General features: G+C 71.5%; 14 protein-coding genes. 8 read left to right on the top strand and 6 right to left on the bottom strand.

Going from position 1 to position 18,494, the window contains the following annotated elements:
• Positions 1-29: 29 nt before the first annotated feature.
• From M8231_RS12825 to M8231_RS12840, 4 genes are all read left to right on the top strand, one after another.
• Positions 30-953 (top strand): SIMPL domain-containing protein, encoded by a 924-nt coding sequence (locus tag M8231_RS12825; RefSeq protein WP_250201628.1) that lies wholly within the window; start codon positions 30-32, stop codon positions 951-953.
• Positions 950-1,384 carry an HIT domain-containing protein gene (locus M8231_RS12830; RefSeq protein WP_250201629.1) on the top strand — a complete coding sequence of 145 codons (435 nt, stop codon included), beginning with the start codon at positions 950-952 and terminating at the stop codon, positions 1,382-1,384. Before M8231_RS12825 ends, M8231_RS12830 begins: the two co-directional genes overlap by 4 nt.
• 18 nt (positions 1,385-1,402) lie before the next feature.
• The gene (locus M8231_RS12835) at positions 1,403-2,059 is read left to right on the top strand and encodes a hypothetical protein (protein WP_249749615.1); all 657 of its coding nucleotides are present in this window, start codon (positions 1,403-1,405) and stop codon (positions 2,057-2,059) included.
• A gap of 78 nt (positions 2,060-2,137) precedes the next feature.
• On the top strand, positions 2,138-3,100 hold the full coding sequence (locus M8231_RS12840) for a cation diffusion facilitator family transporter (protein ID WP_250201630.1): 963 nt from the start codon (positions 2,138-2,140) through the stop codon (positions 3,098-3,100).
• 4 nt (positions 3,101-3,104) lie between these two features.
• Here the strand turns inward: M8231_RS12840 and M8231_RS12845 are convergent, their stop codons facing one another.
• Positions 3,105-3,962: a glutamate racemase gene (locus M8231_RS12845; protein WP_250201631.1), complete on the bottom strand. Its 858-nt coding sequence runs from the start codon at positions 3,960-3,962 to the stop codon at positions 3,105-3,107.
• Between the two features lie 142 nt (positions 3,963-4,104).
• Between M8231_RS12845 and M8231_RS12850 the strand changes: the two genes are divergently transcribed.
• Together M8231_RS12850 and M8231_RS12855 are read left to right on the top strand one after the other, a co-directional pair.
• Positions 4,105-6,273 (top strand): M3 family metallopeptidase, encoded by a 2,169-nt coding sequence (locus M8231_RS12850; RefSeq protein ID WP_250201632.1) that lies wholly within the window; start codon positions 4,105-4,107, stop codon positions 6,271-6,273.
• Positions 6,274-6,445: 172 nt separating this feature from the next.
• Positions 6,446-7,411 (top strand): magnesium and cobalt transport protein CorA, encoded by a 966-nt coding sequence (locus tag M8231_RS12855; protein WP_249749611.1) that lies wholly within the window; start codon positions 6,446-6,448, stop codon positions 7,409-7,411.
• Here M8231_RS12855 and ppc read toward each other — a convergent pair whose 3' ends face one another.
• Positions 7,412-10,111: a phosphoenolpyruvate carboxylase gene (gene ppc, locus M8231_RS12860; RefSeq protein ID WP_348521880.1), complete on the bottom strand. Its 2,700-nt coding sequence runs from the start codon at positions 10,109-10,111 to the stop codon at positions 7,412-7,414.
• Between the two features lie 194 nt (positions 10,112-10,305).
• Between ppc and M8231_RS12865 the strand changes: the two genes are divergently transcribed.
• Both M8231_RS12865 and M8231_RS12870 read left to right on the top strand, forming a co-directional pair.
• On the top strand, positions 10,306-11,496 hold the full coding sequence (locus tag M8231_RS12865; protein ID WP_250201633.1) for a divergent polysaccharide deacetylase family protein: 1,191 nt from the start codon (positions 10,306-10,308) through the stop codon (positions 11,494-11,496).
• Positions 11,496-11,972, top strand: coding sequence for an RNA pyrophosphohydrolase (locus tag M8231_RS12870; protein ID WP_250201634.1), 477 nt, complete (start codon positions 11,496-11,498; stop codon positions 11,970-11,972). Before M8231_RS12865 ends, M8231_RS12870 begins: the two co-directional genes overlap by 1 nt.
• Before the next feature lie 4 nt (positions 11,973-11,976).
• On the opposite strand, the gene hisC is transcribed toward M8231_RS12870, so the two are convergent.
• From hisC to M8231_RS12890, 4 genes are all read right to left on the bottom strand, one after another.
• Entirely contained in the window at positions 11,977-13,077 is a 1,101-nt protein-coding gene (gene hisC / locus M8231_RS12875; RefSeq protein ID WP_250201635.1) for a histidinol-phosphate transaminase, read from the bottom strand.
• Between the two features lie 16 nt (positions 13,078-13,093).
• A complete protein-coding gene (locus tag M8231_RS12880; protein WP_250201636.1) occupies positions 13,094-13,774 on the bottom strand; it encodes a hypothetical protein in 681 nt (226 codons plus the stop codon).
• Positions 13,774-14,829, bottom strand: a complete 1,056-nt coding sequence (locus M8231_RS12885; RefSeq protein ID WP_249749605.1) for a DUF2125 domain-containing protein — start codon at positions 14,827-14,829, stop codon at positions 13,774-13,776. The genes M8231_RS12880 and M8231_RS12885 overlap by 1 nt, the downstream gene beginning before the upstream one ends.
• A 736-nt stretch (positions 14,830-15,565) precedes the next feature.
• On the bottom strand, positions 15,566-18,421 hold the full coding sequence (locus M8231_RS12890; RefSeq protein WP_431307106.1) for an ATP-dependent DNA helicase: 2,856 nt from the start codon (positions 18,419-18,421) through the stop codon (positions 15,566-15,568).
• Between the last annotated feature and the right edge of the window lie 73 nt (positions 18,422-18,494).

An 18,494-nucleotide genomic window follows, 5' to 3' on the forward strand; every position in this document is an offset into this window, starting at 1 on the left:
AAGGTCTGGATGGAATGGAGGAACCCCTCATGCGCCGCACGCTGCTTCTGGCCCTTGTCCCCCTGCTGGCCTCGCCCCCCGTCCTGACGGCCGCGCCCGCCCTGGCCCAGACGCCGCCGGCGACCATCGGCGACCGCTATGTGCCGGCGCCCTGGTGGATGCGCGATCCGGTCATCGCCTCGGTCGGCGAGGTGCGGGTGGAAATCCAGGCCAATCGCGCCTCGGTCGGCGCCAGCTTCCAGTCGGTGGATCGCAGCGTCGCCGACGCCTCGCGCGCCGCCGCCGACAAGGTCCGCGCGCTCAGCCAGGCCCTGGCGGCCTACGGCGCCGACAAGGTGCGGGTCGAGACGTCGGTCACGACCCGGCCGCTCTACGACCAGTATCGCGACGAGAACGGCGTGATGCGCGACAACACCCGCGCCGACCGCATCGCCCGCTATCAGGCCGATGCGACCGTCAGCGTGACCATCCGGGACGTGTCCCTGGTCGAGCGGGTGTACGCCACCATCGTCGCGTCGCGCCCGACCTCCATCAGCCGGGTGGGCTTCAACCTGGAGCCGGAGAACAGCTGGAAGAGCAATCTGGCGGCCGAGGCCATGAAGGACGCCCGCCGCCGCGCCGAGGCGGCCGCGACCAACGCCGGCGCACGCCTGGGCCGCGTGCGCGTGATCGACCCCACCGGCCGGGTCTGCCAGACCGACGTGCTGGCCGGCTGGCCGTCCTACGCGGCGGGCGGCGGCCAGGCCACGACGCTGGACGAGATCACGGTCACCGGCGCGCGTGTCGAGCGAGCGGCCTTCGCGCCCGCTCCCCCGCCGCCCCCGCCCCCGCCGCCGCCGCCGCCGGGCGGCGCGGCGCCCAGCGAGGCCCAGATCGAGGCCGCGCGGCTGGCGTTGCAGCCCCCGCTCCAGACGCTGACCGACAGCGCCTGCGTCATCTACGGCCTGGAATGAGCTTCGCCGTCGACCCCGCCTTCGAAGCCGGATCGGTCTTCGCCCTGGACTGGCCGCTGTGCCAGGTGCGGTTGCAGGACGACGCGCGCTTTCCGTGGCTGATCCTGATCCCGCGCGTCGACGGCGCGGTGGAGGTGTCGGACCTGTCGCCCGCCGATCGCGTCCGGCTGATCGAGGAGACGGTGCGGGCCGGCGAGGCGGTGCGCCGCCTGGGCGACGCCGCCGGTCGGCCGGTCGACAAGCTGAACATCGCCGCCCTGGGCAATGTGACCGCGCAGCTTCATGTGCATGTGGTCGGCCGTCGCCGCGACGATGCCCTGTGGCCCGATCCCGTCTGGGGACGCCCCGGCGCGATGCGGCGCCCGGTCGACGCCTTGCAGGGCGCGCTTTCGACGATCGCGGACGATCGCGGCTCGACCGTTATAAGGTAACAAGCTATAGGCCCGGTGATGGGCTTCCCCGCCGAACATTCCGTTCTCCTCTCGCTGCTGGGCGGCGGCTTCGTGGCCGCCTTCCTGCACGCGGCCCTGCCGACCCACTGGCTGCCCTTCGTCCTGGTCGGGCGGGCCCAGCGCTGGAGCATGACGCGCACCCTTCTGGCCGTCGTCGTGGCTGGCCTGGCCCACATCCTGACCACCGCCGTCCTGGGCGGGCTGATCGTGGCCGCCGGCCTGGCGCTGGATCAATGGATCAAGGGCGTCCTGCCCCATCTGTCGGCGGTGCTTCTGTTCCTGTTCGGAGGCTTCTATCTGACCCGCGCCACGCTGAGGCGGCCGGTGGCGGCCAGCGGCCCGGCCCTGACCGAGGCGGAACCGGCCGTATCGGATCGGGCGGCCTTCGTCGGCCTTGTGGCCATGCTGGCGATCTCTCCGGGCGAGGTGCTGCTGCCCATCTATCTGTCAGCCTCGTCCGAGGGGGTGGCGGCCCTTGGGCTGCTCAGCCTGGTCTTCGCGGCCGGGACCGTGCTGGGCATGGCGGTGTTCACGGGCCTGGCCCGGGCGGGCGCCTCCATCCTGCGGCTGGAGCGGTGGGCCCGCTATGAAGGCGCGGTGCTGGGCCTGGCCCTGATCGCCCTGGGGGCGATGGTGGCCCTGCATCAGCATTGAGCATGATTACATGATAACATTCAGCCTGTTATCATATAGCCGCTTGGCGCGAAGGGCGGCCGGGCGTAGGCAGGGATCATGAACGCGCACGACGGCTCCGGTCACGCCCACGATCACGCCGATCACGCGCACCATCATTCCCATTCCCATCATGGGCACGGCCACGCGCATGGGCCGGTCGACACCGGCGACTGGCGCTATGGCGTCGGCCTGATCGTCAACCTAGCCTTTGTCGCGTGCGAGTTCGCCGCGGGCCTGATGGCGGATTCCACGGCCTTGCTGGCCGACGCGGGACACAATCTGTCCGACGTTCTCGGCCTGGCCATGGCCGGCGGGGCGGCCTGGCTGGCGCGACGCGGCGCGCACGGCGCCGCCGGGGGCCGGCGCACCTACGGCTATGGCAAGGCGACGGTGCTGGCGGCGCTGGGCAACGCCCTGCTGCTGATCTTCGCCTGCGGGGCCATCGCGTTCGAGGCGGTGCGCCGGTTCGCCGAGCCCGCGCCGGTCGGGTCGACCACCATCATGATCGTGGCGGGGATCGGCTTCGTCATCAACCTGGGCACGGCGCTCCTGTTCATGAAGTCGCAGCACGATCTGAACGCGCGCGGCGCCTATCTGCACATGATGGCCGACGCCGGCGTGTCGCTGGGCGTGGTGGTGGCCGGCGGCGTCATCCTGGCGACGGGCTGGTCGCTGATCGATCCGCTGGTCAGCCTGGTCATCGTGGCGGTGATCCTGATCTCGACCTGGGGGCTGTTGAAGGATTCGGTCAACCTGGCCATGGACGGCGCGCCGTCGGCGGTGGACGTCACCGCGCTGGAAAGGGCCCTGGCCGCGCTGCCGGGCGTCAGCGCCGTGCACGACCTGCATGTCTGGGGCCTGTCGACCACCGAGGCGGCCCTGACCGCGCACCTGGTGCACCAGCGTGAGGACGGCGACGCCCTGCTGATCGAGGCGCAGGCCGTGGCGCGGCGTTTCTCGGTGGGCCACACGACCCTGCAGCTGGAGACGCGCGCCCTGCCGGACTGCCCCGGCTGCTGACGGCTCAGGCCGGCTGGAACGTGACGGGCGCGCCCCAGAACTGGGCCACCAGGCCCGACTGGGCGCCCGGCGCGCCGGTCGTCAGGAAGTCTCGGCGCCCGCCGTCGCCCAGCGAATATTCCGGGTGGCGCGTGAAATAGCGCTCCAGCGCGTCGGCCACCGCCGTCGGCTGGTGGATCAGCGTCGTGTCCGGCGGCAGGGCGGCGGCGAACAGGGGGGCGACGATCTCGTAGTGGGTGCAGCCCAGTATGGCCTTGTCCGGGTGACGGCCGATGCGGCGACGCAAGGCGTCGACGTGGTCCTGGACCACCAGCGTCAACTCCTCGGCCGGGGCGCCCAGTTCGATCAGGCCGGCCAGGCCGGGGCACGGCTCGGAAAAGACCGCCAGATCCTCGCGGCGCTTGTCGATCTCGATCTCATAGACCCGGCTCATGGCCGTGGCGGCGGTGCTGAACACGCCGGTGATGTCGATGGCGGCGACCTTCTCGCCCTCCTGCGGACGCTCGGCCTCGAACGACCAGGGCAGTCCGGTGGCCGCCTCGATGGTGGGGACGATGATCCCCAGGACATTGGCCGGACGGCCCAGCCGCTCCCGCACCGACGGCAGCCAGGTCTGCTGCAGCCGGCGCAGCGCGATGGCGCTGGCGGTGTTGCAGGCCAGGACCACCACCGACGCCCCGGCCTGGAACAGGCGCTCGCAGCCCGCGCGGGTCAGGTCGACGATCTCCTCGCCGCCGCGGCCGCCGTAGGGGGCGTTGGCCTGGTCGGCCAGATAGATGAAGTCGCGCGTCGGAAAGCGCCGCGTCAGTTCGCGATGGACGGTCAGCCCGCCCACGCCGGAGTCGAATACGCCGATGGCCATGGGGCGGCTTTAGACCGCCCGGCCGACCGCCTCAATGCCCGTGAGGGCGCAAACCGCGACGATTAATTACAGCCCTGTCATGTGACGCGCCCGGCCGAGCGGTCTAGGGTCCGCGCAACATGATCCCAGCAAGGAACATTCGATGCATAGACGACACCTCCTCCTCGGCGGCGCGGGCCTGATGATGGTCGCGGGCTGCGCCAGCGCAGGCATGGGCGGGGTCTCGGGCCCCAGCGCCTCGGGCCTGGCCGAGGAAGCCGCCGCCGCGCGCGCCGTCCTTCCCAGGCAGAGCCCGCGCGCCGAACTGCTGCAGGAATGGACCGGCCCCTATGGCGGCGTTCCGCCCTGGGACAAGGTGACGCCGGCGAAGCTGCGCGAGGCCATCCTGGAAGGCATCGAGCTGCAGCGCGCCGAGATCGCCGCCATCGCCGACAACCCCGATGCGCCGACCTTCGCCAACACCTCGGTGGCGATGATGATGGCGGGCGAGCCGCTGGACCGCGCCCTGACCCTGTTCGGCGTGATGACGTCCAACATCGGCGGCGAGGAATGGGACGCGCTGGAGACCGAAGTGTCGCCGGTCCTGTCGGCCGCGGGCGACGAGATCACCTTCAACGACAAGCTGTTCCAGCGCATCCGAGCCGTCGCCGACGGCGCCGGGACCGCCGGCCTGAACGCCCAGCAGACCCGCGTGGCCACCCGCGCCCGCGACGCCTATGTGCGTAACGGCGCGGCGCTGGACGCCGCCGGAAAGGCCGAACTGGGCCGGATCAACACCGCCCTGACCAACGCCTTCACCCGCTTCGGCCAGAAGGTCGTGGCCGACGAGAATAGCTGGACCCTGATCCCGAACGAGGCCGGCGTCGCGGGCCTGCCCGCGTCGAACAAGACCGCCGCCGCGGCCGCCGCGCGCAGCCGCAACCTTCAGGGCTGGGCGATCCTGAACACCCGCTCCAGCGTCGATCCGTTCCTGACCTTCGGCGACGACCGGGGCCTGCGCGAGACGGTCTGGCGCAAGTTCGTCAATCGCGGCGACAACGGCGACGCCAACGACACCAACGCCACCATCGCCGAGATCGTGAAGCTGCGCGACCAGCGCGCCAAGCTGCTGGGCTTCCGCAATCACGCCGAATGGCGGATGCAGGACACCATGGCCAAGACCCCGGCCGCGGCGAACGACCTGATGATGCGCGTCTGGGCGCCGGCCAAGGCCCGCGTGGCCGAGGAGGTCGCCGACATGAAGGCCATCGCCGGCCACGACATCGAGCCGTGGGACTATCTGTACTACGCCGAGAAGGTCCGGAAGCAGAAGTACGACCTGGATCAGAACCAGCTGAAGCCGTACTTCGAACTGCACAACGTCCGCGCCGGCTCCTTCTACATGGCCGAGCGGCTGTACGGCTTCACCTTCGAGCGCCTGGCGCCCGGAACCGTGCCGGTCTTCCACGAGGACGTGGTGGTCTATGCGGTCAAGGACCACGGCGAGCCGGTCGGCCTGTTCTACGCCGACGACTACGCCCGTCCGGGCAAGCGCTCGGGCGCGTGGATGAACACCTATCGCGCCCACTCGACCTATGACGGCGAAGAGAACGTGCTGGGGTCGAACAACAACAACTTCGTCAAGGCGCCCGACGGCGATCCGGTGCTGATCTCGCTGGACGACGCCGAGACCCTGTTCCACGAGTTCGGCCACGCCCTGCACTATTTCTCGTCGCAGGTCGTCTATCCGGCGCTGGGCAACACGCCGCGCGACTTCGTCGAATATCCGTCGCAGGTGCACGAGCACTGGGTGCTGAGCCGCCCCGTGCTGGACGGCTATCTGAAGCACGTCGAGACCGGCCAGCCGATGCCGCAGGAGCTGGTCGCCAAGATCGAGGCGTCCAACACCTTCAACCAGGGCTATGCGACCGTCAGCTACCTGTCGTCGGCCATCGTCGACATGGACCTGCACACGCAAGCCACGCCGCCGACCGACATCGACGCCTTCGAAAAGGCCAGCCTGGCCCGCATCGGCATGCCCAGGGAGATCGTGATGCGGCACCGCCTGCCGCAGTTCAATCACCTGTTCACGTCCGACGCCTATTCCGCCGGCTATTACAGCTATCTGTGGTCGGAAGTGATGGACGCCGACACCTGGGCCTATTTCGAGGACTCGGGCGACGTGTTCAATCCGGACATCGCCGGGCGCTTCAAGTCGATCATGCTGGCGCCGGGCAACACCACCGACCGCGGCGAGGCCTATCGCCAGTTCCGCGGCCGCGACCCGGACGTGGCGGCCCTGCTTCGCGTGCGGGGCTTCCCGACTTCCTAGGTTGGCCTACCGGCCTTCGGCCTGCTTGAGGCCGTTGTTTGAAACCTGCCGGCCTTGCCTGCTTTGAGGCGGGGTTGAATTGATCAGCATTGCGGCCGGCGGAGCGATCCGTCGGCCGTTTTGTTTTCGACGTCGGGGCCTTAAGGCTGGATCGTCGCAGCCGGAGACCCGAATGCCCGTCGTCGCCTCCTACGTTTACAAGGACGGCCAGCGCCTGAGAGAGGCGCCGCTGACGCCCCAGGGGCTGGCGCTGGGTCCGGACGAATTCGTCTGGACCGGCCTGGTCGATCCGACGCGCGAGGAGCTGGACGTGCTGGTCCGGCGCTTCCGCCTGCACCCGCTGGCCGTCGAGGACGCCCTGGCGGCGCACCAGATTCCCAAGGTCGAGGTCTATGGCCACGAACTGTTCGTGGTCGCCCGCACGGCCCAGAAGGTCGACGATCGCATCGACTACGGCGAGACCCACATCTTCGTCGGCGAAGACCACGTCATCACCATCCGCCACGGCTCCGCCCGCACCCATACGGCGTTGCGCCAGTTGCTGGAGGCCTCGCCGGCCCAGCTGCGCGCCGGACCGGACTATGTCCTGCACGGGGTGCTGGACTATGTGGTCGACGCCTACGTCCCGATCGTCGACGCCTCCGAGGACAGCGTGCTGGAGATGGAGCAGAAGACGCTGGACGCCTTCCTCAGCCGCGCCGAGATCCGGCGGCTGTTCACCCTGCGCCGCGAACTGCTGAAGTTCCGCCGCATCATGGGGCCGATGGAGGAGGTCGCCGGCAAGCTGCAGTCGCTGGACCTGCCGTGCATCGACCCGGACGTGCGGCCCTATTTTCGCGACATCTCCGACCATGTGAAAAGGGTCAACAGCCGGCTGAACGGCCTGACCGACATCCTGTCGTCGGTGTTCGAGGTCGCCAATCTGCTGGAGCAGCAGCGCCAGGGCGTCATCACCCGCAAGCTGGCGTCCTGGGCCGCCATCCTGGCCGCGCCGACGGCCATCGCCGGCGTGTACGGCATGAACTTCCAGTTCATGCCCGAGCTGCACTGGCGCTACGGATACGCCTATGTATTGGCGCTGATCGCGGCGGTCTGCCTGACCCTGTACGTCACCTTCAAGCGGTCGAAATGGCTGTGATCAGCCGCTGTTCCTGAGGCCCGCCGCCACGCCGTTGATGGCCAGCAGTATGCCCTCGCGAACGCGGGGGTCCTCGTCGCCCGAGCGGCGGCGGCGGATCAGCTCGATCTGGACGTGGTTCAGCGGTTCGACATAGGGCATCCGCAGGCGGATCAGCCGGTGCAGTTCGGGCTGGCCGCCCAGCAGGTGATCGTGGCCGGTGATTGCCAGGACCGCCGCATGGGTGCGTTCCCACTCGGCCTTGATCTCTCCGTAGATGCGCGCCGCAAGGGAGGCGTCCTCCACCAGGGTCGAATAGCGGCGGGCGATGGTCATGTCGGCCTTGGCCATGACCATCTCCATGTTCTGGACCAGGGTCTTGAAGAAGGGCCAGGCCTCGGCCATCGCCTTCAGCTCGGCCATATCGCGGCCTTGCACGGCCGAACCGAAGCCGAACCAGCCGGGCAGCATGACCCGGCTCTGCGACCAGCTGAAGACCCAGGGAATGGCGCGCAGGTCCTCGATGCGGGTCGAGGCTGTGCGCGACGACGGGCGCGAGCCGATCTTCAGATCGGCGATCTCGGCGATCGGGGTGGCCGCGCGGTAGTAGTCGACGAAGCCTTCGGTCTCATAGACCAGCTTGCGATAGGCGGCCATCGACGCCGAGGACAGGTCCGACAGCAGGGCGCCGTGCTCGGCGGTGTATTCCTGGTCGCGGCCGTGGCCCAGCGAGGCCAGGACGGCGCCGCAGGTCAGGGCGTCCAGGTTGCGCAGCGCGATCTCGGGCTCGCCGTATTTGTTGGCGATGACCTCGCCCTGTTCGGTGGTGCGGATGCGGCCCTGGACGGTGCCTTCCGGCTGGGCCAGCACGCCGGCGAAGGCCGATCCGCCGCCCCGCCCGACCGTGCCGCCGCGGCCGTGGAACAGCTGCAGCTTCAGCCCGTGGGACTGGGTGACGCCCACCAGGGCGCGCGAGGCCTCGTGCAGCTCCCAGCCCGAGGTCAGATAGGAGCCGTCCTTGTTGGAATCCGAATAGCCGATCATCACCTCCTGGACGCCCCGCGCCTGGGCGACGGCCAGGGCGGCGGGCTCCTGCAGCAGGCGTTCCAGCGTCGGGCGGGCGGCGCGCAGGTCCTCGATGGTCTCGAACAGCGGCGCGGCCTGGACCGGGCAGGCGGCCGGGTCCTCGGGCCGGTAGAGGCCGACCTCCTTGAGCAGCAGATAGACCTCCAGCAGGTCCGAGGCCGCGTCGGTCTTGGAGACGATGTGGGTGCGGATCGCCTGGGGCCCGAAGGCGGCAAGGGCGGCGGCGGCCGCCTGCAGGATGGCGCGCTCCTTCAGCGTCTCGGGCGCATAGTCGGCGTAGGGCGAGAACAGCGGGCGGGCGGACCGCAGTTCGCCGGCCAGGACCGCCAGCCGGCCCTCCTCGTCCAGGCCCGAATAGTCGGGACAGACCCCGGCGACCTTCAGCAGGTCGCCGACGACCCGCTCATGCACGTCCGAGTTCTGGCGCAGGTCCAGGGTGGCCATGTGGAAGCCGAAGATCTCGACGGCCGTGATCAGGTCGGTCAGCCGGTCCTGGGCGAAGACGCCGCCGTGGTGCGACACCAGGCTGTCGTGCAGCACCTTCAGGTCCGCCTCGAAGGCGTCGGGGCCGGCGTAGGCTTCGCCGCTGACCGACGGACGACGCGGCGGCGGCGCCTCGGCCAGCGCCTCGTGGGTCGCCGCCAGCCGGGCGTAGATGCCGGTCAGGGCGCGACGATAGGGCTCGTCGGCGCGGTGCGGCGACGGATCGTGGGCGGCGTCGGCCAGGGCCGCCAGTTCCGGCGACACCGCGGCCAGCTCGGCGGCCAGGCTGAGCTCGGCGCCCAGGGCGTGGACCTCGTCCAGATAGAAGGCCAGGACGGCGCGCGCCTGGCTGCGGAAGGCGGCGGCCAGCACCGTCGCGTCGACGTTGGGATTGCCGTCGCGGTCGCCGCCGACCCAGGTGCCGACCCGCAGGAAGGGTTGCAGCCCGGGCGCCTCCAGCAACCGACGCCAGGCCGCCAGCTGGCGCGGGGCGACGTGCAGGAAGATGCGTTCCAGGAAGGAGACGACGGTGTCGATCTCGTCCTGCACCACCAGGCCCTGCGACCGCACCAGGCGCGTGGCCCACAGGATGACGATCTGGCGGCGCAGCGGCTCGGACACGGCGGCGGGGGTGCAGGCGTCGCCGGCCCGGTCGCAGGCGTCCAGCAGGTCGCTGATGGCGGCGATGCGGTCGATGACGCTCTTGCGGCGCACCTCGGACGGGTGGGCGGTCAGGACCGGCGAGACCAGGGCTTCGTCCAGCAGGGCCCGCACCGCCTCGCGGTCCACGCCCTGGTCGGCCAGCCGCTTCAGCGCGCCTTCGGGCGTGTCGGCGCGGGCGCCGGCCTCGGCCTGGTCCTGGGCGCGACGGCGCGTGGCCCGGTCCTCGGCGATGTTGGCCAGAAGCGAGAACAGGGCGAAGCCGTGGGCCAGACCCGCCGCCTGTTCCACCGAAAGCTCGCCCAGCAGCCGCTCCAGCCGCTTGGCCGGATGCGAGGCCGGATCGCGGTGATAGGCGATGGAGGCCTGGCGCACGGCCTCGACATGGTCGAACAGCGCCTGGCCGCCCTCTTCGCGGATGACGTCGCCGAGGATGCCGCCCAGCAGTCGGACTTCGTCGCGCAGGGCGTCGTCGGCGGCGGGGCTCATCATGGGCGTTTCCTCTGGGCAGGCTCTGACCGGACGGGGAGACGGCCATGTGAAGAGATCGAACGCCGCCAGGTCAACGCACGATCCGTGACAGCCGCCGATAGCGCCGATCATGGTGAACCCGCCGTTAGGGTTTCTTAACCGGCCCCGCGCGATGATGAGGGCGAAGGAATCCGTCGCCGGTCCGTCTCTTGCCCATGTTCGCCAAACGTCAGTCCGTCCTCGCCGCCGCCGCCGGCGCGCCGCCGCGCCCGCGGCGCAAGTTCGCCGCGCGCTCGGTGGGCCATGTGTTGAGAAAGCCGCCCGTGATCGCGGGCCTGGCCGGCGTCTTCCTGCTGGCGACCAGCGCCCTGTTCCTGACGGTTCTGGGCGACCCCCGCGCAGGCGCGCCCTCGGCGCGCATCGCCCTGAAGCGCGAGGCGGCCCCCGAGGCGGCGCCCCCCAGCGGCTACGACGCCTTCTCGGCCGGACAAATGGGCCTGTATCAGGACCTGGCCGGGGCCGACCCGCTGAGCCCGGCGGCCGGCGGCGAGGCGTTGATCACCCTGCCCGACGGGGCCAGCGTGGCGGGCGGGACGAACTATTCCGTGCCGGTCCACGCCGCCTCGCCCCTGCCCAAGGCCCCCATCGCCGGCCTGTTCCAGAACGGCCCCAGCGGGCCGCTGCCGGTGATCGCGCCCGACGGCCGCGTGCCGGCCCAGGCCTACGCCCGTCCGTTCCGCCCCAACGGCAAGCCGCGCGTGGCCCTGATCGTCGGCGGGCTGGGCCTGAACGCCGTCACGACCCGCGCGGCCATCGAACGCCTGCCGCCGGAGGTGACCCTCAGCTTCGTGCCCTATGCCGAAAACCTGCAGGGGTGGATCGACCAGGCCCGCGCCCAGGGCCACGAGGTCATGCTGGAAATGCCGATGGAGCCCAGCGGCTATCCCGACAACGATCCCGGCCCCTACACCCTTTTGGCCAGCGGCGGCCCGGACGACGTCAAGGCCAAGATGGACTGGCTGCTGGGCCGCGCCACCGGCTATTTCGGCGTGACGAACTATCTGGGCGACCGCTTCGCCGCCTCGGACGCCGGCATGGGCGCCTTCCTGAGCGTGCTGCGCCAACATGGGATCGCCTTCCTGGACGACGGGTCGTTCCAGCGGCGGCCGGGCGCCTGGGCCCGCGCCAGCGCCGACAAGATCATCGACCAGACGCAGTCGCCCGCCGCCGTCATCGCCGCCCTGAACAGCCTGGAGGCCCAGGCCAAGATCCGGGGCTCGGCGCTGGGGACCGGCTTCAGCTATCCGGTGACGGTCGAGACCGCCGCGCGCTGGACCGCGGGCCTGGAGCAGCGCGGCCTGCAGCTGGCGCCCGCCTCGGCCATGACGATGCGGCCCGGGCGCTGATGGCCGATCTGGAGCTTTACCGCCCCAATGTCGGGGTGGTGCTGTTCAACCGCGACGGCCTGGTCTGGTACGGCCAGCGCCACGCCACGCCCGGCCCGCACAATTGGCAGTTTCCGCAGGGCGGCGTCGACAAGGGCGAGGACCTGGAGGCCGCCGCCCGGCGCGAGCTGCGCGAGGAGACGGGCGTGACCTCGGTGGAGCCGCTGGGCCGGACCGAGGACTGGATCCTGTACGACTTCCCGCCCGAGGCGATGGACAACGCCAAGGCCTGGCGCGGCTTCAAGGGCCAGAAGCAGCAGTGGTTCGCCTATCGCTTCGTCGGCGACGAGAGCGAGATCGACCTGGGCGCCGACGCCGACATCGAGTTCGACGCCTGGCGCTGGGGCCCGCTGTCGGACGCCTGCGACCTGATCGTGCCGTTCAAGCGCCCGGCCTACGAGCAGGTGGTGAAGGCCTTCGCCCGGTTCGCGGGCTGAGGCTTCAGCCCGCCGCGAACTCGCTCAGCGCGTCGATGACGGCGCGGTTCTGGTCTTCGGTGCCGATGGTGATGCGCAGCGCCTGGGGCAGGCCGTAGCCGCCGACGGGACGCACGATGATCCCCTTGGCGTTCAGGTAGTCGTTGGCCGCCGTCGCCCGTTCGGCGTTGTCGAAGATCACCAGGACGAAGTTTCCGGCGCTGGGCAGGACCTCCAGGCCGAAGCCGCGGATGGCCTGGGTCAGGCGCGGCTTCCAGGCGGAAATCAGCTCGCGCGAGGCCGTCTGGTGCGCCTCGTCCGACAGGGCGGCTGTGGCGGCTTCCAGCCCCGGGACCGAGACGTTGAACGGCAGGCGGATGCGGTCGACCGCCTCGGCGACGGCCAGGGGCGCATAGCCGAAGCCGATGCGCAGGCCGCCCAGGCCGTGGATCTTGGAGAAGGTGCGGGTGACGACGATGTTGGCCGCGTCGCGGGCCAGGCCGAAGCTGGTCTCCCAATCCGGCTCGGTGACGTATTCCGCATAGGCCTCGTCCACCACCAGCAGGACGTGGTCCGGCAGGGCGGCGTGCAGGCGGCGGATCTCCTCGCCCGAGTTCCAGCTGCCGGTGGGGTTGGACGGATTTGAGACATAGACGATCTTCGTCCGATCATCGACCTGGGCCAGCAGGGCGTCGACCTCGGCCTTGTAGTTCGGCTCGGGCGCCAGCCTGACCTCGGCCTCGCAGGCCTTGGCGCTGATGCGGTAGGCCAGGAAGCCGTACTGGCCGGTGACGATGTTGTCGCCGGGCTGGAGATAGGTCTGGTTCAGCAGGGCGAAGACCTCGTCCGAGCCGTTGCCGAAGATCAGCCGCTCGGGCTCCAGCCCGTGGGTCTCGGCCACGGCGGCGCGCAGCTTGGTCGCGCGGCCGTCGGGATAGACGTGGATGTTGCGAACCGCCGCCTCATAGGCCGCGCGCGCCTTCTCGCCCGCGCCCAGCATGTTCTCGTTGGACGACAGCTTCATCGGCTCGGCCACGCCGGCGATGGCCGACTTGCCGCCGACATAGGGGGCGATGTCCAGGATGCCGGGCTTGGGCGTGGGGCCGCCAGCGGTCGCGTCGGTCATGATAGCCTCGAAGAAATCAGAACAGGGGCGCGGCGCCGATCACGCCGCTCAACGAACCGGGCGCGCCGTCCAGCCGCCCGTCCTCGGCCTGCACATAGCCCGCCAGCGTGAACAGCTTCAAGCCGCCGGACGCCGCCAGCGGTTCGGCCGCCAGGCCGACATCGGACAGGGCCTGGACGATCCGGCCGTCGCTCCAGCCGCTGTCGGTGACCCAGAAGCTGCGGTCGTCGCCGGTCGGGCCGGGCGTCTGGCCCGACACCATCAGCGCCCGGGGGCGACCCTGGCGGTCGTCCGGCAGGGCGGCGACGATCCTCAGATCCGGGCGGGCCAGCAGCCGGCCCCACCAGGGTCGGTCGTGGGTCAGGTCGATCAGGGCGCGGCCCCCGTCCTCCACCGCCTTCAGCGCCGCCTCCGTCACCGCCAGGGGCCGGGCCGTCAGGCCGTAGCGGTCGGCCGCCAGGGCCTGGGCCAGGCCGCCGCAGACCACCAGGGGCCGCCCGGTCGCCGCGTCGATCCGGCCCGCCATCGCCTTCAGCACCGCGTCCGTGGTCCCCGAGCCCGTCAGCAGCGGACGCAGCGCCAGGGCCGCCGCATCGGGCGAAGGCCAGGGGCCGGCCGCCAGGCGCGCCCGCGCCGCCTCGACCAGGGCGCGCTCCAGCGCGGCGCGCTGGGCGTCGATCCGGGGTTCCGGCAGCATCAGAACAGCTTGGGCGCCGGGGCGATCGGGAACGGCCCCAGCCAGGCGCGCCCGTCGCGGAACACCAGCGTCAGGGGCAGGTCGTCCGGCGACCCGGCCGAGGCCGCGCCCGTGGTCGCCGCCGCCCCGGCGGCGCCGGCCTGGTCGACCGGGCCGGCCTGCGATCCCGCCAGGCCGGCGATGGCCGGCCCCGGACGCCGCGCCTGGAAGTCCACCGATCCGACCAGGCGGCCGTCCGCGTCGGCGCGCAGCAGGTCGCTGCTCAGCGTCGCCTCGCTGTCGCCGGCCTTCAGTTCCCCGCGCACGTTGCGGAAGGTCCCCCCCGAGCGGGTCCAGGCGGCGAACACCCCCGCCGGGTCGCCGCCCGACAGGGTCGAGGCCCTGCCGATCACCGCCTCGATCTCGACCGTCAGCTGACCTTGCTGGGCGAAGCCCTCGACCGCGCCGTCGGGCCGGCCCCGCGCGTCCAGCAGCCGGGCCATCACGTCCAGGTCGTCGGTCGTCGCCTGGTCGCCGACGACGTGGGGCCGGGCGTAGAATTCGAACCGCGCCGCGCGCGCGACCGGGAAGGGCTCGCTGTCCGGATGGGCGGTGAAGACGGGGTTGACCAGTTCCAACGCCAGGTCGGGCCAGCGGTGATCCAGGCCGCTGACGCTCATCCGAACGGCGTCGCCCCTGACCGCGACCTTGCCCTTTCCAGCCCGGTCCAGGGTCAGCCCGTCCGGCGCGACCAGGACCCATTTGGTCGGCTGATAGGCGTTGGCCTCCGCGACCAGCTCCGGCAGGGCGACGGCGTGGCCGGACGGCGCGGCGAGGCTGACATGGCGGGCGGCGACGCGCGCCCGGAAGGGCCAGCCGGTGACCGAGGCGTCGGCGTATCGGACGTCCCACCCCTGCCGGCGCAGGCGTTCGGCCTGCTGCTCCAGCCGTCCTTCGACCTGATGGGCCAGGATGAACCACCAGACGGTCCAGGCGGCCAGCAGGCCCAGCACGATCACGAAGGGCGCATACAGGCCCCAGCGGCTGTGGCGCGGAGCGGAGGAACGGTCGGTCATGCGAGGTCCATAGCAGATCGGAAGACGAGCGGCAGCGCGCCTTCAACGCCGGACAGGCAGGATCGTCCCCGCGCTTCGCGCGAGGGTGGAGGGCCGGGCGGAGCGCCGGGCCTTCGCCCGGAGTTCTGTGATGTGTGTACCGTTTCGACGAAGGCTGGACGCTCCGCGCGAAGGATTGGCCTGCAAGCTCGGGGCGCCGAGTGGTGGCGGTCTTATCGCCTAACCCCATAAGCCTGCGGCGGGCCGGCGGCTCCTGCGAGAACCGTCCGGGTGCGGCCGAGTATCCCCCTCGACCCTCCGCCTCGCGCGTCCGGTGCGCCGGCCGGCGAGGCGGCGCGGGCCGTTCCAGACCCGCCCCCGCTTCCTCCGCTCCCGCCGCCGCAAGGTCGCAGGCCTTACGAGCCCTCCGGTGCGACGGGACGAGGAAAGCATGGCACGGTTTTCAGGTCAGGCGGGCTAAAGGGCGCGAGAATCCGACAAGCCGCAGGAATCGTTGGGATCGTACCAGCGGCGATAGGATACTTAGCGGATTCAATCTCGCATTCCCGCCGTCCTCCTACACCCGTCATCCCAGGGCTTGTCCCTGGGATCCAGACTCCCGGTTTCGCCGCAGCGCGCCCAATCGTTGGACACCGGGAGTCTGGATCCTCGCCACGAGGGCGAGGATGACGAAAAGGGGCGGTTCGCCGTTCTGGTTCCGCCTTCTCTCCCATGATGGGGAGAGGAGAACGCTCCCTCAACCGCCCAGGAAATCCCGGACCTGTTCGACCGCCTCGGCCAGGCCCAGGCGCTGGACCTCGGTTCCGGGGGGCAGGCTGGCGAACAGGCGGGTGGGGGCGGCGGCGTCCAGCATCAGGAAGACGCCCTTGTCGTCGGCGCGGCGGATCAGGCGGCCGAAGGCCTGGGCCATGCGGGCGCGGGCGATGGCGTCGTCATAGCCTTTCCCGCCCAGCCGTTCGCGCCGCGCCTTGTGCAGCAGGTCGGGGCGCGGCCAGGGCACCCGGTCGAAGGCCAGGACGCGCAGCGATCGGCCGGGCACGTCCACACCGTCCCGAACCGCATCGGTGCCCAGGAGGCAGGCGTTCTCCTCCACCCGGAACATGTCGACCAGGGCGCCGACCTCCAGCGGATCGACGTGTTGGGCGTAGAGGGGCAGGCCGGCCCGCGCCAGGTCCGGCCCCAGCCGTTCATAGACCGCCTTCAGCCGGCGGATGGCGGTGAACAGGCCCAGGCCCCCGCCGCCGGCGGCCAGGAACAGTTCGCGCATCGCCGCCGCGGTCTGGCGCGGGTCGTCCTTGGCCAGGTCGTTGACGACGATGACCCGGCTGTTGGCGGCGTAGTCGAAGGGGCTGTCGACCTTGAGGGTGCGCGGCGGCTCGATCAGCCGGGCCGAGCCGGTGCGCAGACGGGCCAGGTCGAACGGATCGTCCTGCAACGGATCGGACAGGGTGGCGGAGGTCACCAGAACCCCGTGGGCCGGCACGATGACGGCGGCCTCCAACGGCACGGTCGGGTCGATCCAGTGGCGACGCAGGGCCACGTCGTGGATGCGGCCGAAGGCGGTCTCGGCCGACAGCCAGTCGACGAAGTCGGGATCGGGTTCGGCGCCCGCCTCCTCCAGCGCCGCCAGCATGGAGCGCCAGCCCGGCAGGGTCATGCGCGCGCGCCGGTCCAGGCCGCGGAGGGCGCCCTCGATGCGCGAGCGCTGAGAGCCGTCCAGCTCGGCCGCCTCGTCGTCCAGGATGTCCTCCAGCGTGCGCGCCAGGGTCAGCAGCGGCGCCTCGATGGCGGCAAGCGCCCGGGCGGCGGCACGAGCGGCCTCGGCGACCGGCTCGGTCACGGGCTTGAGCGCGCATTCCATGCCGAACTCGGCGCCGCCATAGGGCGTGTCGGCGGTGCGGGCGCGCAGCTGGTCCAGGGCGGAGGCCAGGAAGGCCTCGATCGGGCCGATGGGATTGACCTCGCCCGAGGCGGGGGCGATGCGGCCCGACACCCCTTCGCCCGGCAGGGCGGCGGCGGCGCGCATGGCGTCCTGAAGCGCCCTGGCCGCGGCCTCGTTGCCGCCGGTCAGGTCGCCGAGACGCTGCTCCAGACCGCGCCCGCGGCGGCCGCGCCCTTCCGGCCCGCGGATCCAGCGGCGCAGCTCGGCCGCCTCCTGGCCCGACAGGCAGGCGGAAAAGGCGCTGTCGGCGGCGTCGAACAGGTGGTGGCCCTCGTCGAAGACGATTCGCTTCAGCGCCGCCGTCTCGCCATCCTGCTGCTGGCCGCGCGCCGAGCGGGCGCCGTCGAAGGCGGCCTGGGTCAGGACCAGGGCGTGGTTGGCGATGACCAGGTCGGCCTTGCGGCTGGCGCGGATGGTCTTTTCCACGAAACAGGCGCGGTAGTGGGGGCAGGCGGCGTGGACGCACTCGCCCCGTCGATCGACCAGATTGGCCGGCCCCGCCTGCTGGGACGGCGCGACCGCGAACAGGCTGGGCAGCCAGCCGGGAAAGTCGCCGCCGGTCATGTCGCCGTCGCGGCTGTGGATCGCCCAGCGGCCCGCCAGCGCCAGGCCGATCAGGTCGCCGTTGCCCAGCTGGGCCGCCTGGACCATGTCCTGCAGATTGAGGACGCACAGATAGTTCTCGCGCCCCTTGCGGATCACGGCCTTCTTCCTGCGCTCGGCGGGGTCGGGCCAGACGGCGCCGCTCTCGCGGTCGATCTGGCGCTGCAGGGCGCGGGTGTAGGTCGAAACCCAGGCCGCGCCCTGGTTCCGCTCGGCCCACAGCGAGGCCGGCGCCAGATAGCCCAGGGTCTTGCCCGTGCCGGTGCCGGCCTCGGCCAGCAGGACGCGGGGCCGGCCCTCCTCGTTCCGCGGCGAAAAGGCGAAGGCGGCCTCGGCGGCGTAGTCGGACTGGGTCGGGCGGGTCTCGTCCAGGCCCGAGGCCTGGAGCAGCTTGTCCAGACGGATGCGGGCGGATTCGGAATCGACGGGCGCGGACCCCGCCTCGCCGCGCGGGGCCTCGTCCTCCCATTCGGTCAGGCGGGACCAGACGTCCAGGCCGGCGCCGCGATGCTGCCTCTGGCGCAAGCCGCCCCGCTCCAGCGCCCGCACCGCCGCCGCGCCCCAGGCCCAGCCGGCGCGCTCCAGCGTCAGGGCCAGGGCGTAGGCCTCTTCCCGCCCCGGATAGGCGGGGGCGGCCAACTCCTTCAGCAGCAGGGTCGCCGCCTCGTGCAGCCGTTCGGCCTGCGCCTCGACCGACTTCGGCTCGGCCAGGCCCAGCCCCAGCGCCAGGCCGGTCGGCGACGGCGCGCAGAAGCGGGCCGGGCGGACGAAGGCGAACAGCTCCAGCACGTCCATGACGTCAGGCGAGCGCGCCGGCGGCTGCAGGCCCAGGCGGCGCGCGGTCAGGCTGGCGTGGGCGACCAGGACGCGGCCGCCGGTGAACAGTCCTTCGGCGGCGCCCCGCCCGATCCGCCGCGCGCCCGCCTCGTCGCACACGGCCCCGGCGCCCGGCGGCACGGCCAGGGCGGGCGGCAGGTCGGTCCACGGGCCGACAGCGGCGTCGGCGGCGCTGTGGACGGACGGGGCGATGACGGATTCGTCGGACACAGCCGATAGATAGCGCCGGGCGGGATGAAACGGAACGGGAACATCTGGTTCGGGCGAACGAAATGCAGTAGGC

The organism is Brevundimonas albigilva (assembly GCF_023573565.1).
GTDB classification, from domain to species: Bacteria; Pseudomonadota; Alphaproteobacteria; order Caulobacterales; family Caulobacteraceae; genus Brevundimonas; species Brevundimonas albigilva.

What these genes read in the sequence shown, in the direction of transcription:
- M8231_RS12840 (WP_250201630.1), top strand. Translation starts at nt 2,138, where the DNA reads ATGAACGCGCACGACGGCTCCGGTCACGCCCACGATCACGCCGATCAC.
- M8231_RS12880 (WP_250201636.1), bottom strand. Translation starts at nt 13,774, where the DNA reads ATGCTGCCGGAACCCCGGATCGACGCCCAGCGCGCCGCGCTGGAGCGC.
- M8231_RS12845 (WP_250201631.1), bottom strand. Translation starts at nt 3,962, where the DNA reads ATGGCCATCGGCGTATTCGACTCCGGCGTGGGCGGGCTGACCGTCCAT.
- hisC (WP_250201635.1), bottom strand. Translation starts at nt 13,077, where the DNA reads ATGACCGACGCGACCGCTGGCGGCCCCACGCCCAAGCCCGGCATCCTG.
- ppc (WP_348521880.1), bottom strand. Translation starts at nt 10,111, where the DNA reads ATGATGAGCCCCGCCGCCGACGACGCCCTGCGCGACGAAGTCCGACTG.
- M8231_RS12865 (WP_250201633.1), top strand. Translation starts at nt 10,306, where the DNA reads ATGTTCGCCAAACGTCAGTCCGTCCTCGCCGCCGCCGCCGGCGCGCCG.
- M8231_RS12885 (WP_249749605.1), bottom strand. Translation starts at nt 14,829, where the DNA reads ATGACCGACCGTTCCTCCGCTCCGCGCCACAGCCGCTGGGGCCTGTAT.
- M8231_RS12825 (WP_250201628.1), top strand. Translation starts at nt 30, where the DNA reads ATGCGCCGCACGCTGCTTCTGGCCCTTGTCCCCCTGCTGGCCTCGCCC.
- M8231_RS12855 (WP_249749611.1), top strand. Translation starts at nt 6,446, where the DNA reads ATGCCCGTCGTCGCCTCCTACGTTTACAAGGACGGCCAGCGCCTGAGA.
- M8231_RS12830 (WP_250201629.1), top strand. Translation starts at nt 950, where the DNA reads ATGAGCTTCGCCGTCGACCCCGCCTTCGAAGCCGGATCGGTCTTCGCC.
- M8231_RS12850 (WP_250201632.1), top strand. Translation starts at nt 4,105, where the DNA reads ATGCATAGACGACACCTCCTCCTCGGCGGCGCGGGCCTGATGATGGTC.
- M8231_RS12835 (WP_249749615.1), top strand. Translation starts at nt 1,403, where the DNA reads ATGGGCTTCCCCGCCGAACATTCCGTTCTCCTCTCGCTGCTGGGCGGC.
- M8231_RS12870 (WP_250201634.1), top strand. Translation starts at nt 11,496, where the DNA reads ATGGCCGATCTGGAGCTTTACCGCCCCAATGTCGGGGTGGTGCTGTTC.